The sequence below is a fragment of the Leminorella richardii genome, assembly GCF_900478135.1.
Lineage (GTDB): Bacteria > Pseudomonadota > Gammaproteobacteria > Enterobacterales > Enterobacteriaceae > Leminorella > Leminorella richardii.
The window spans coordinates 3510364-3523823 of sequence record NZ_LS483470.1; the positions used below are offsets into that span (position 1 = coordinate 3510364).

The following is a 13460-nucleotide window of genomic DNA, read 5'->3' on the forward strand; positions in this document are numbered from 1 at the left end:
CATGAATGCTAAAGAACTCATCGCTCGCCGCGTGGCTCTCGAGCTGCACGATGGAGACATCGTCAATCTGGGCATTGGCTTGCCAACACAGGTCGTAAACTACCTGCCTCAGGGCATTCACATCACGCTACAGTCTGAAAACGGCTTTTTGGGCCTAGGCCCAGTCACCGAGGCGCATCCGAATCTGGTTAACGCCGGCGGTCAACCCTGCGGCCTGCTGCCGGGCGCAGCGATGTTTGACAGCGCCTTCTCGTTTGCCCTTATCCGCGGCGGCCACGTAGACGCTAGCGTACTGGGCGGCCTACAGGTAGACCAAGGCGCTAACCTGGCAAACTGGATGGTGCCGGGCAAAATGGTTCCGGGAATGGGCGGCGCGATGGATCTGGTCACCGGTGCCAAGCGTGTGATCATCGCCATGGAACACTGCGCCAAAGACGGCTCCTCCAAAATCCTTAAGCAGTGCACACTGCCGCTGACAGCGAAAAACAAGGTCAGCATGATCGTCACTGAACTGGCAGTCTTCAGCTTTGAGAACGGCAAGCTGGTTCTGAAAGAGCACGCTCCGGGTGTCTCTCTGGACACTATCCGTGAAAAGACAGATGCAGACTACACCGTTGCCGCTGACGTAAAGGCAATGCCGATTGCTGTTGAGGAAGGTGTTGCATGATAGGCCGCATTTCTCGCTTTCTCACCCGATTTGTCAGCCGCTATCTGCCGGATCCGCTGATTTTCGCCATGCTGTTGACCATGCTGACGTTCCTTATCGCACTGGCGCTCACACCTCATACACCAATGGATATGGTGAAGATGTGGGGCGACGGCTTCTGGAACCTGCTGGGCTTCGGTATGCAGATGGCGCTGATCATCGTCACCGGCCACGCACTGGCAAGCTCAGCGCCAATTAAGCGCCTGCTACGCCTGACGGCTTCCGCCGCCAAGACGCCGACTCAGGGCGTCATGCTGGTAACGTTCTTCGGCTGTACCGCCTGTGCGATTAACTGGGGTTTCGGCCTAGTGGTTGGTGCCATGTTCGCTCGGGAAGTCGCCCGCCGCGTGCCGGGTTCTGACTATCCTCTGCTCATTGCCTGTGCCTATATCGGCTTTTTGACTTGGGGCGGTGGCTTCTCAGGTTCAATGCCTCTGCTGGCGGCTACGCCCGGTAACCCGGTCGAGCATATCGCAGGTCTGATCCCTGTTACACAAACCATGTTTACCGGCTATAACGCGTTCGTTACCTTCGCCTGATCTTCCTGATGCCGTTTGTTACCCGCATGATGATGCCTAAGCCGGAGCACGTCATCAGCATCGATCCTGCGCTGCTGCAGGAAGAAGCAGACTTCCAGAAGCATTTGGATAAAGACGCTCCTCCCGCAGAAAAGCTGGAAGAGAGCCGTATCGTTACGTACATCATCGTTGCACTGGGCGTCGCCTACCTCGGTATGTACTTCTACGAGAAAGGCTTCAACATCACTATCAACACCGTCAACATGGCCTTTATGATCGCAGGCCTGCTGCTGCACAAAACGCCAATGGCCTATATGCGCGCTATTTCGGCGGCGGCGAAAAGCACCGCAGGGGTTCTGGTTCAGTTCCCGTTCTACGCGGGTATTCAGCTGATGATGGAACACTCTGGCCTTGGTGGACTGATTACCGAATGGTTTATCAACGTCGCCAATAAAGACACCTTCCCGATCATGACCTTCTTCAGCTCGGCGCTTATCAACTTTGCCGTTCCGTCAGGCGGCGGCCACTGGGTTATTCAGGGTCCGTTCGTTATGCCTGCCGCACAGGCGCTTGGTGCTGACTTAGGTAAGTCCGCCATGGCTATCGCCTACGGTGAACAGTGGATGAACATGGCACAGCCGTTCTGGGCACTGCCTGCACTGGCTATCGCTGGCCTCGGCGTTCGCGACATCATGGGCTACTGCGTCACCGCCCTGCTGTTCTCTGGCCTGATCTTCGTTATCGGCCTCACAGTGTTCTGATGACTGCAACTTGAAGTGTGAAAAGTCTATAAGGAATTAAGTGATGAATAATATTGTAATTGTCAGCGCAGCACGTACCGCTATCGGCAGCTTCAACGGCGCTCTGGCGTCTGTTTCCGCCGTCGATCTGGGGGCTATCGCTATTCGTGAAGCCATCGCGCGCGCAGGAATTGGGGCAGACCTGATTGAAGAAGTGGTTTTCGGTAACGTGCTACAGGCTGGCCTTGGCCAAAACCCTGCCCGCCAAGCCCTGCTGAAAAGCGGCATCGCGGAAAGCGTCTGTGCCTATACCGTCAATAAAGTATGCGGCTCCGGCCTTAAGAGCGTCGCGCTGGCGGCACAGTCTATCGCTGCAGGCGACGCGGAAATCGTCGTTGCGGGCGGCATGGAAAGCATGAGTCAGGCGCCTTACCTTCTCGACAGCAAAGCGCGCTGGGGGCTATCGCCTCGGTGACGGCAAACTGATGGACGTTATTTTAAAAGACGGCCTGATGTGCGCCACCCACGACTACCACATGGGTATTACCGCTGAAAACGTGGCTAAAGAGTACGGCATTAGCCGCGAACAGCAGGACGCCCTGGCGCTTGCTTCGCAGCAAAAGGCCATTGCTGCTATTAACAGCGGCGCGTTTAAAGAGGAAATCGTCCCGGTTACGGTCAAAACCCGCAAGGGCGAGATCGTAGTGGATACTGACGAGTTCCCAAAAGCAGATACCACCATTGAAGGCCTGGCAAAGCTGCGCCCGGCGTTTACTAAAGAGGGAAACGGTCACCGCGGGCAACGCTTCCGGCATTAACGACGGCGCCGCTGCGCTGATCGTTATGTCAGAAAGCCGCGCTAAAGCGCTTGGCCTTAAGCCACTGGGCCCGTATTAAAAGCTACGCCAGCGGCGGTGTGGCGCCATCGCTGATGGGGATGGGTCCAGTTCCTGCAACGCAGAACGCGCTGAAAAAGGCCGGTATGCAGCTGTCTGACATCGACCTCATTGAAGCCAACGAAGCCTTCGCGGCGCAGTTCCTCGCGGTAGGCAAAGTGCTGGGCTTCGACGCGGCGAAAGTCAACGTCAACGGGGGCGCTATTGCACTGGGTCACCCGATTGGCGCCAGCGGCGCTCGTATCCTGGTTACCCTGCTGCACGCGCTGAAGGCGCACGACAAGACCTACGGTCTGGCGACGCTGTGCATCGGCGGCGGTCAGGGAACGGCGATGATTGTTGAGCGACTGGAGTTAATCGTTCTTCAAGCGTAAAACAGCAACGGCTCCTTTCGGAGCCGTTGCTTTATCTGTATCTAAATTTACCACCAGATAGCTTAGCAAATCCTCGGCAGCGGCTCGCTATGGGGAAGATCCAGCAGTCGAGTAGCGCCGAAAATACCGGTAAGCTGAACGCGCTTGGTATCCGTTACGGTGCCGATAGTCGCTGCGTCCTGCCCCAGAGGATGCGCCCGAAGACGGGTTAACGTTTCCTGCTCGGCTTCTGGTGCAACCACGATCACCAGCTTGCCTTCATTGGCAAAGTTAAGCGGCTCTAGGCCAAGCAGCTCACACACGCCGCGCACCGCGTTCTTCACCGGCAGCGCGCCTTCGTTAATCGACATGCCGCAGCCGCTGGATGCAGCGAACTCGTGCAGAATGGCGGTAACCCCACCGCGAGTCGCATCGCGTAGAGCCCGAACGCCGGGAATATCGCGCAGCGGGGCAATCAGCGGCGTCAGCACCGCGCAGTCGCTTTCAAGCTCAGCTTCAAGCCCCAGCCCCTCTCGCAGATTGAGGATCGTGGCACCATGATCCCCTAACGTTCCGCTAACCAAAATCCGGTCACCGGGTTGAATATGCTGTGCGCCCCACTGAATAGAGGCAGGAATAGCACCTATTCCTGCGGTATTAATAAAGACCTTATCTGCCGCGCCGCGCTGCACCACTTTGGTGTCGCCTGTGACGATTTCTACGCCCGCTTCGGCCGCCGTTTTCGCCATAGAGATAACAATCTGCTCCAGATCCTTCAGCGGCAGCCCTTCTTCAAGAATAAATCCACAGGAAAGATACTGAGGCACCGCGCCGCTCACCGCCACGTCGTTTACCGTACCACACACCGCCAGCTTGCCAATATTGCCACCGGGGAAAAACACTGGGTCAATAACGTAGCTATCGGTGCTGAACGCCAGACGATCGCCGAGCTGGGTCAGCTTAGAAAGAGGAATACGCGCCTGATCTTCGCGCTCGTTAAGCGCCGCATTGGAGAACGCCTGTAAAAACAGGCTTTCGATCAGCTGCTGCATAGCCTGACCGCCGCTGCCGTGCGCCATAGTCACGACGTCTTTTTCACTAAATGACATGCTTAGTATCCGTTAACGACGATATTGATAGTAGGCGGCGCAGGCGCCTTCGGAAGAAACCATCAGCGCGCCAAAGGCGTTTTGCGGCGTACAGCGAGTGCCGAACAGCGGGCATTCGTTAGGCTTACAGCGCCCGGTCAGCACATCGCCACAGCGAGCATCAGGATCGTCCGCTACCCGGTGTTCTTGGGTATTAAAACGCAGCTCGGCATCAAACTCGCGGTAGGCTGGCGTTAAGCGCACGCCGGATCCGGCAATTTCCCCTAACCCGCGCCACTCGCTGCTTTCTTTTAGCTCAAATACGTCATCCAGCGCCTTTTGCGCGATGGCGTTGCCCTGCACGGGCACAATCCGCTTGTACTGGTTTTCAACCTCGCAGCGTCCGTCTTTAAGCTGTTCCACCAGCATAGACAGCGCCTGTAGAATATCGAGAGGCTCAAAGCCGGTTACCACCAGCGGCTTGTGAAACTCTTCAGTAATAAAGCCGTATGGGGTGGTGCCAATCACCATGCTGACGTGGCCCGGAGCCAAAAAGCCGTCAATGCGCACGTCAGGCTGCTCTAGCAGGCTTCTGAGCGTGGGAATAATGGTGATGTGCTGGCAAAAAACGGTGAAGTTATTGATCCCACGGCGCTTGGCCTGCTGTAGCGTTATCGCCGTACTCGGCATGGTGGTTTCAAACCCCAGACCGAAAAAGACTACCTGCTTATCGGGATTCTGCTCAGCAAAGGTTAAGGCATCCAGCGGAGAGTAGACGATACGCACGTCCGCACCGCGGCGCTTGGCGTCAAGCAGAGAACCACTGCGCCCCGGTACACGCATAGCGTCACCGTAGGTGCAGAAAATGGTGTTGGGCCGCTCGGCTATCTCAATACAGCCGTCAATCCGCCCCATCGGCAGCACACACACCGGGCAACCGGGGCCGTGCACGAACTCAATTTCCGGAGGTAAAAGCTGATCGATGCCAAACTTGTAAATCGCGTGGGTGTGCCCGCCGCAAACTTCCATCAGCTGTAGCGGGCGCTGCTTCGCCCAGGATATTTCTGAAACGGTACGCGCTATGCGCGAAAGCAGCGCCTTGGCCAGTTCAGGATCGCGAAACTCATCTACGTACTGCATCACCTGCTCCGGCATTAATGCCAAGGAAATCGCCGACTTCGTGCTCCAGAGCGCTCATAGCCATCAGCGCCTCCATGGTAGCCTTAGCCTCTTCTTCATCGATAATGCTCATTGCAAAGCCGACGTGAACCAGTACCCACTGCCCTAAAAGCTCAGCGGGTTCTCCTTCGCAGATAAGTCCAATGTTGACGTCACGCTTCACGCCGCAGACGTCAACCTGCGCCAGTTGATGAATATCGTTTCCTACGGCAACGATTTGACCGGGTACACCTAAGCACATAGCTGACTCTCCAACCACGACAGCCAGGCATCCATACCTTCACCGCTGGTCGCTGATACTTTAATGACTAAAATTTCTGGATTGACTCTGCGCGCGTTGGCAATGCAGGCATCGACATCGAAGCTTAAGTGAGGCAGCAGATCAACCTTGTTGAGCAACATCACCTTAGAGGCTGCAAACATATGGGGGTACTTCAGAGGCTTGTCTTCCCCTTCTGTCACGGAAAGTACCGCAACCTTCGCGCGCTCGCCTAAGTCGAAGCTGGCTGGGCACACCAGATTGCCGACGTTTTCAATAAACAGCACGCTGTCTTTCTGCAAAGCGAGACGCGCTGAAGCGTCCTGCACCATTTGCGCATCCAGATGGCAGCCTTTACCGGTATTCACCTGAATTGCCGGTACGCCAGTGGCGCGAATGCGCTCTGCATCGTTAGTCGTCTGCTGATCCCCTTCAATCACCGCACAGGACAGCCTGTCTTTCAGGCGCATCAGCGTTTCGGTCAGCAGAGTAGTCTTACCAGAACCAGGGCTGGAAACCAGATTCAATGCCAGAATATGCTGTTCGGTAAAGTAGGCGCGGTTGTGTTCGGCCAGATGGTTGTTCTTGCTCAGCACGTCCATCTCAATTTGCAGCATGCGCTTCTGGCCCATACCCGGAGCATGCGTTCCCGCTTCGCCGTGGCCGTAGTCCAGATCGTTGCCAAGCTCGCGCGGCGCAAAAGCCTCTTCCGACTGCTTTGCTGCCGCGTTTTCCATTTCAAGCTCAAACTCCACATCGCCCATCTTGTTGGCAATCGCTGTATGCACATGGTGGTGCACGTCGCCCTGATGGTGATAGTGGTGATGAATAATTACCGTGCGCGGCAGGCGCTCATCGCGGTCGTGAGAATGGGAATGGTCGTGCTCATGCGCGTGGTGATGACCGTAAGCATGATGATGGTCGTGCTCGTGGTCATGATGATGACTGTGCCCGTGAGCGTGATGGTGGTCATGCTCGTGGTCATGATTGTGACTGTGCCCGTGAGCGTGATGATGGTCGTGCTCGTGGTCATGATGATGACTGTGCCCGTGAGCGTGATGATGGTCGTGCTCGTGGTCATGATGATGACTGTGCCCGTGAGCGTGATGGTGGTCGTGCTCATGGTGATGGCCGTGTTCGTCGCCTTCAATCCGCCGCTCGCCAGCGGCGCATCCGCAGGTAGTACACATAAAGTCTCCCTCGGGAATAATCCCGTCACGGTTTGGAAGCCAAGCCGCGTGCAAAAAAGCCACTACAGCGACCAGTGCTTCAGATTATTCAACTTCGATTTCTTTAATCTGTAGTGTATCACCGTTGTCGACACGGAGTCGAAGCCCTTGGCAATGTGGGCACTGTGCCTCGTGGCTGGTGATTTCTACTTCTCGGCTACAGTCCCAGCACCAGGCCTGCGCCGCTTTGTGAATGATATGCAGCTGACTGCCTTCTGCTACCGTGCCGCGACAGGCGATGTCGAAACCAAATCGTAGCGCACCCTCTTCCACACATGACAGCGCGCCAATCTCCAGCCATACAGCAGTGACGCGCTTAACGCCGTGCTGAGCCGCCTGTTGCGAAATAATATCAACGGTGCTTTGGCAGAGGGACAGCTCATGCATCGCCGCTGTTCCTGAGGCCAAACAATAGCGCACGACGATCGCGTTGGGCGGGTGCGTCAGGGTCACTGACTGGCATCGACAGCAGCATCCGCGCACTGTCATTTGTCAACTGTACGCCCTGCTCCGGCGTAAGGTGTCGCTCGATAGGAGACATCAGAGAACAGGTTAAATATTGGGAAACACCCTCCAGCTCACCAACAGTAAACGTCATGGTGCCATAGGGCATTGTCAGTCCGATTTTTTCGCTAACCTTACGCTTTGGCCAAATCTGGTCTGGTCCGGGGAAAATCAGCGCGCTCAGCATCCAGGGGGTGACAGCACAGCCAACCCACTGGCCTTCAAACAGGGTAAAGCCGGACACATAGACCGGCATATTTGGATGCAGAAAAGAGAGGTCGTGCATTGACTGCTTGGCGATAGCCTCAAAGGCAGCCTGAACCAGCGGCGTCGGGCTTTCCGCGTAGCCTAAAATCTCGTCGGACATGTTTACTGCTCCTTGGGAATCGCTTCCACGCCGGATTCACGTAAAGCGGCGAGCACTTCCTGCAGCGCAGGTTCAATCATCGCTTCTACGGTTGCCGTCATACCGATATGCGGCTCAAGGGATTCTGGGATCACGCCGACAAGCGTCAGCTTACGGGGGAATTCCCCCGTAAAGCGGAGGGCCGACAGAACGTCGGCCAAGCCTAACTGATGCGGAGAGATCTTATTAGTAAACAGCGTCGGAACTTCTTCGTCGCGCAGGATCATGATCGTCCCCGGCGTACGCTTTTTGGAAACCACGGCATCGGCGATAATCAGATGATCACGGTCTGCCATCATTTCCAGCAGTTCCATACCAGCGGTACCGCCGTCAAGAACTTCTACGTAATCCGGTAACTCGTATCGCTGCTCAAGAGCCTCAACGATACGAACCCCAATGGCTTCGTCGGTCAACAGCACGTTGCCGACGCCTAATACTAATATCCGCATTAAAGAACCTTAACTGTAACTACATCGTTGCCATCAGCGTCAACCACGTGCACCGCACAGGCCATGCAAGGGTCGAAGGAGTGAATGGTACGAACCACTTCCAGCGGCTTCGCCGGATCGGCAATCGGCGTTCCGACCAGAGACTGCTCGTAAGGCCCAACTTCACCGTTTTCGTTACGCGGTGCAGAGTTCCAAGTCGTCGGTACTACCGCCTGATAGTTAGCGATCTTGCCGCCCTTAATGACCATCCAGTGAGACAGCATACCGCGCGGAGCCTCTAGGAAGCCAACGCCTTTGTACTCGACGTTAGGATCGATGTTCGGCTTAACGAAGGTCACGTGGTCGCCGGTACCGATATTGGCAATCAGCGCCTTAAACTGATCCTGCAGCACCTGCTGTAGCTCACAGGCGTGAACGGTACGACCGATAACGCGACCCAGCGTAGAGTGAAGATCGTCAACGCCGATAGTTTTGCCGGTCAGAGCCGTGTAAAGCGCCCCAATTTCTTCAACCTTAGCCTTGGTTGCTTCGTGACCAGCCGCCAGCTTACACAGCATGTTGGCTAATGGACCCACTTCAACAGCCTTGCCGTAGAAGGTTGGAGACTTAACCCATGAGTATTTACCGTCAGCGTCCCAACCGGTGTAGTTAGGAATTGTAGTACCTTCCCACGGTGCCTGCGGCTCTTCGTCTTTATACCAAGCGTGCTTCGCGCTCTCTTCAATGCCCTTGATCAGATATTCGTCTGACTGAGAGTCAATGCGGCGGAACGTCGACAGATCGCTGTTGGTGATATAGCCACCGGGGAACAGGAAGCTGCCGTTTTTGCGATCGGTCGGGAATTCAGGGGTACTCAGATAGTTCACTGAGCCTCTGCCGAGCGCCAGCCACTCTGGGTAGAACGCGGCAATAACGGCGGTATCCACTTTGTACACCTGCTCAACGAAGTCGCTTAAGCGATCGATGAAGGACTTGATGTACATCAGGCGCTCAAGGTTCAGCACTCCCAGGCCGTCCAGATTGATTGGGTTGGCAACGCCGCCCACAGCCAGGTTTTGAATGTGTGGAGTCTTACCCCCCAGCAGTGCAACAACGCGGTTAGCGTCACGCTGGCACTCCAGCGCCTGCAGGTAGTGGGCAACAGCAATCAGGTTCACTTCAGGCGGCAGCTTCATGGCCGGGTGACCCCAGTAGCCGTTGGCGAAGATACCCAGCTGACCGCTGGCAACCAGATCCTTGATCTTGTTTTGTACCTTAGTGAACTCTTCAGCGCTGTTCTGGTGCCAAGTAGACACGCCCTTCAGCAGGGCTTCCGCTTTAGCCGGATCGGCCTGCAGCGCGGAAGTGATGTCTACCCAGTCCAGTGCGGACAGCTGATAGAAGTGAACAATGTGGTCGTGCGTGGTGTGCGCGGCCAGAATGATGTTACGGATGTACTGCGCGTTAAGCGGCACGTCAATATTCAGCGCGCTTTCAGCGGCGCGAACGGAGGCCAGTGCGTGAGTGGTAGTACACACACCGCAGATACGTTGAACAATCATCCAAGCATCGCGAGGATCCTTGTCCTTTACGATCTCTTCCATACCGCGCCACATGGTTGCTGACGCCCAGGCTTTGGAGACAACTCCGTTCTCAATTTCGCAGTCAATGCGCAAGTGACCTTCGATACGCGTTACCGGGTCAATAGTGATTCGTTGGCTCATGCTTTGCTCGCCTCTTGGTGCTTATTAACGTGATTTTTTAAAGGAGGAATAATCGGCAGCAGACGAATAAGTAAGATATAGGCACATATCTCAATAGCCACGAAGCCAATTGTAATTAACAGTTCTTCCCACCTTGGGAAGTAGTGATAACCGCCGCCCGGATTGAAGGCGACCAGCGAGTAGGACATACGCCACATCGCGCAGCCCAGCAGCATACTCAGCGCGCCGATAAACAGCATGCGAGAGTCGTTCAGCATCTTCGGTACACGGAATACTACCAGCGGGAACGCCAGCAGCAGAATTTCAATCCAGAACATCATGGAGTAGAAATCGCCCGCAAATACGTAAGAGAGCTTATCGCGATAGATCAGCTCGCCAAAGCGCGCCGCCAGGAACAGTACTAGGAAGACGCTTAGAGTTCCGATGAGCTTTTTAAACAGCGATTTCTCATCAGGCCCGTTGCCTTTGAGTCCGGACTGAACCAAAGAACCCTCAAAAATCACGATCGAGAAGCCCATGATAAATGCCGTAAACAGAGAGAACAGCGGCAGCATTTCATAGCTTTGCCACAGCGGATGCACTTTGTGACCTGCTGCGATCATCAGTGAACCCATTGATGACTGGTGCATCGTCGGCAGCAGGGCGCCTAGAGCAATGATAAAGAACATCGCCTTGTTAAGACGCTTCAGCGAGACTTTCCACCCCAGACGTTCCAACAGTGCAGGAGCAAACTCCAGCGCCATCACGCCGATATAGATAGTCATACACACCGCCGTTTCAAACAGCACCGAGTTCACGTTAAAGTGCCCCGGAATGTAGAAGTACGGCAGGTTCCAGTAGCGGCCTACGTCGATAGTGATAGACAAGCCGCCCAGTGAGTAACCGAACAGGCTAGCTAGCAGCGCAGGACGAACCAGCGGGTGGTATTCGCCTTTATTAAATACGTAAACCGCCCAGGCCAGCGCCCATCCGCCACAGGCGAAGCCGGTGCCGATAAGCAGGTCAAAAGCGATCCAGATACCCCAAGGGTAGCCGCCGTTCAGGTCGGATACAGAACCCAGACCAAAAACCAGACGCTTAACGATGAAGATCAGGCAAAGAATAACCAAAGGCCCGAAGATCACGATCGGTTTACTAATGAGTTTCCCGCCCAGCGGTTTTGGATCATGACTCATGATCGTCTCCTCCTTCGTGATGGTCGTTCTTAGTATTGCGACGAACCAGCACGGTCAAGCCCGCTAAAACGGCCAATGGCAGCATCATGCCCTTGTACACCGTATGTTGGATGTTCTCAGAGCGCGCCCCGGTAGAGAGTTCCGCCACTTCTGGCAGATCCAGATTCTTGAACGGAACCCCGGTCAAGACCAGAACCTGTGTACCGCCACCCTCTTTTTCACCGTACAGGTGCGGATAGTACTTAGGCACCGTATGCAGGTAAGGATCGTTGGCATGCAGAGTCTGACGCGGATAGCCGTATTCTGAACCCGGCTTCAGCTCAAGACGTTTCTTGGCTTCTGCCAGCAGTTCCTCACGGGTACCGAAAATGACTGCACCAGCGGGACATACTTCAACACAGCCCGGCAGGCCGCCTTTGTCCAGACGCTCAACGCCCTTCTGGTTACACAGCTCACACTTGTGCAGCGCGCCAAACGGGTTGTCATAGTCATACTTGGGAATGTTGTAAGGGCAGCCCACCATACAGTATCGGCAGCCGGTACAAACATCAGCGTTATAGTGAACGATGCCGGTTTTTGGATCTTTTTTCAGCGCCGAAACCGGGCATACAGAAACACAGTTCGGGTCGACACAGTGCATACACTGCTTTTTAATGTAGGCATATCCGTCGACTTCTTGATCCTTATGCTCACCGCTGCCGCTGCTCCATACCTGAATAATGTTGTTGGTATAGGGAGACAGCTTGTCGTTATTCGACCACGTTTGCGACCCTTTCGGGTTGCGCTCAGGATGGTTGATATCCTGACATTTGGTCACACAGGCCTGACAGCCTACGCACAGCGTTGAGTCATAAAGCATGCCCAGCGAGCCGGGAATCGGGGGCCGGTTTTCCGCCGCAGCGAAGCTAGTGGAAGTACCTCCCACCAGCAGCGCGCCGCCGGAAGCGACTTTTAAAAAATTGCGTCTATTCACGGTTATTCTCCCCGTGAGCCAGCATCATCTTTCTTTTGCTGACGTCCAAGTTCACGAACCGCCATTACGCTTACGCCAGCAACAAGCCCGACAACGCCGCCGAGCAGGCCGATAACCGTAGGAGAAACGCTGCCGCCCTCTTGGTTATTCACATCTGGCTTGGCATAGCGCGGCGTTGGATTCTCAACGCTGGCTAACTGGTGAATGCCTTTATGGAAACCGACGCCCTCTTCGTTACAGCCGTAGCACGGGTGACCGATAGATACAGGCCACACGCCGCCCACGTCGCAGAACTGCAGCGTTGAACAGTTACCGTAGGTCTCTGGCCCTTTACAGCCCAGATGGTATAAGCACCAGCCTTCACGATGGCCTTCATCGCCAAACTCTTTAGCAAAGCGGCCGGCGTCAAAGTGAGGACGGCGTTCGCAGTGTTCGTGGATCAGGCGGCCATAGGCAAAGGTTGGACGATTTTTCGAATCCAGCTTAGGCGCTTTACCGAAAGTAATGATGTGGGCAACAGTCGCCAAGAAGTTGTGCGGGTTCGGCGGGCAGCCAGGAATATTGATGATGGTTTTGCCCGGAAGGACTTCCTGCAGGCCAACGGCACCGGTAGGGTTGCTGCCGGCAGCGGCTACGCCGCCCCATGCAGCACAGGAGCCGATAGCAATAATCGCCGCCGCGCCTTCAGCCGCCTTGCGGATGTGATCGATAATTGGCTCGCCGGCAACCATACAGTAAATTCCGTTATCTTTTAACGGAATAGAGCCATCAACGACCAGAACGTACTGGCCTTTGTACTTCTCAATGGCATTGTGTTTATTTTCTTCCACCTGATGGCCAAACGCCGCAGACAGCACCTCATGGTATTCAAGAGAAATGGTCTCAAGCACCAGATTTTCAACGGTAGGGTGCGTTGCACGCAGCAGAGACTCTGTACATCCCGTACACTCCTGCGCACCAATCCAGATAACCGGAGGGCGCTGCGGGTTACTAACCGATTCCGCAATTTCAGCGGCTGCGTTTGCGCTCAGACCCATGGTGGCGGCCAGTGCAGTACACAGCTTCATAAAATCACGGCGATTAATACCGTGGGAAGGAAGAAGAGCGTTATCTTCTATCATTATAGTTATTCCTTTACGGTGACTAACGACATTGTTCATTCATGAATGACGAATATGGTGGGCAGATGTTAAGTCTGCGTTACCTTCAGCACTTGATCTTTATCAAGCACACTCAAGTAACAGCGCAGTTTTTCATTGATATGTGACTAAAAACGATTCAG

At 55.0% G+C, this 13460-nt stretch carries 12 protein-coding genes and 2 pseudogenes; 3 read left to right on the forward strand and 11 right to left on the reverse strand.

Annotation, left to right across the window (positions count from 1 at the left end; translation table 11 throughout):
• Position 1 precedes the first annotated feature (1 nt).
• The 3 genes and pseudogenes from DQM29_RS15940 to DQM29_RS15950 all read left to right on the forward strand — a co-directional run bounded on the left by DQM29_RS15940 (position 2) and on the right by DQM29_RS15950 (position 3234).
• Positions 2 to 667, forward strand: a complete 666-nt coding sequence (locus tag DQM29_RS15940; RefSeq protein WP_111741596.1) for a CoA transferase subunit B — start codon at positions 2 to 4, stop codon at positions 665 to 667.
• Positions 664 to 1985: pseudogene (locus DQM29_RS15945) on the forward strand (TIGR00366 family protein). Before DQM29_RS15940 ends, DQM29_RS15945 begins: the two are co-directional and overlap by 4 nt.
• Positions 1986 to 2028: 43 nt before the next feature.
• Positions 2029 to 3234 (forward strand): annotated as a pseudogene (locus DQM29_RS15950) (acetyl-CoA C-acetyltransferase).
• Positions 3235 to 3296: 62 nt separating this feature from the next.
• Here DQM29_RS15950 and hypE read toward each other — a convergent pair.
• The 11 genes from hypE to hybO form a co-directional block, all read right to left on the reverse strand.
• A complete protein-coding gene (gene hypE, locus DQM29_RS15955) occupies positions 3297 to 4322 on the reverse strand; it encodes a hydrogenase expression/formation protein HypE (protein ID WP_111741597.1) in 1026 nt (341 codons plus the stop codon).
• Positions 4323 to 4334: 12 nt separating this feature from the next.
• Positions 4335 to 5441, reverse strand: a complete 1107-nt coding sequence (hypD, locus tag DQM29_RS15960) for a hydrogenase formation protein HypD (RefSeq protein ID WP_111741598.1) — start codon at positions 5439 to 5441, stop codon at positions 4335 to 4337.
• Positions 5425 to 5721, reverse strand: a complete 297-nt coding sequence (hybG, locus tag DQM29_RS15965) for a hydrogenase maturation factor HybG (RefSeq protein ID WP_111741599.1) — start codon at positions 5719 to 5721, stop codon at positions 5425 to 5427. The genes hypD and hybG overlap by 17 nt, the downstream gene beginning before the upstream one ends.
• Complete coding sequence (gene hypB, locus DQM29_RS15970) at positions 5712 to 6929, reverse strand: hydrogenase nickel incorporation protein HypB (protein WP_111741600.1); 1218 nt, start codon at positions 6927 to 6929, stop codon at positions 5712 to 5714. Before hypB ends, hybG begins: the two co-directional genes overlap by 10 nt.
• A gap of 84 nt (positions 6930 to 7013) precedes the next feature.
• Entirely contained in the window at positions 7014 to 7355 is a 342-nt protein-coding gene (hypA, locus tag DQM29_RS15975) for a hydrogenase maturation nickel metallochaperone HypA (RefSeq protein WP_111741601.1), read from the reverse strand.
• Positions 7348 to 7839 (reverse strand): hydrogenase-2 assembly chaperone, encoded by a 492-nt coding sequence (hybE, locus tag DQM29_RS15980; RefSeq protein WP_111741602.1) that lies wholly within the window; start codon positions 7837 to 7839, stop codon positions 7348 to 7350. The genes hypA and hybE overlap by 8 nt, the downstream gene beginning before the upstream one ends.
• Before the next feature lie 2 nt (positions 7840 to 7841).
• Positions 7842 to 8327, reverse strand: a complete 486-nt coding sequence (locus DQM29_RS15985) for a HyaD/HybD family hydrogenase maturation endopeptidase (RefSeq protein ID WP_111741603.1) — start codon at positions 8325 to 8327, stop codon at positions 7842 to 7844.
• A complete protein-coding gene (gene hybC / locus DQM29_RS15990; RefSeq protein WP_111741604.1) occupies positions 8327 to 10030 on the reverse strand; it encodes a hydrogenase 2 large subunit in 1704 nt (567 codons plus the stop codon). The genes DQM29_RS15985 and hybC overlap by 1 nt, the downstream gene beginning before the upstream one ends.
• Positions 10027 to 11205 (reverse strand): Ni/Fe-hydrogenase cytochrome b subunit, encoded by a 1179-nt coding sequence (gene hybB, locus DQM29_RS15995; RefSeq protein WP_111741605.1) that lies wholly within the window; start codon positions 11203 to 11205, stop codon positions 10027 to 10029. Before hybB ends, hybC begins: the two co-directional genes overlap by 4 nt.
• Positions 11195 to 12178 carry a hydrogenase 2 operon protein HybA gene (hybA, locus tag DQM29_RS16000; protein ID WP_111741606.1) on the reverse strand — a complete coding sequence of 328 codons (984 nt, stop codon included), beginning with the start codon at positions 12176 to 12178 and terminating at the stop codon, positions 11195 to 11197. Before hybA ends, hybB begins: the two co-directional genes overlap by 11 nt.
• Positions 12179 to 12180: 2 nt before the next feature.
• Complete coding sequence (gene hybO, locus DQM29_RS16005; RefSeq protein WP_111741607.1) at positions 12181 to 13299, reverse strand: hydrogenase 2 small subunit; 1119 nt, start codon at positions 13297 to 13299, stop codon at positions 12181 to 12183.
• Between the last annotated feature and the right edge of the window lie 161 nt (positions 13300 to 13460).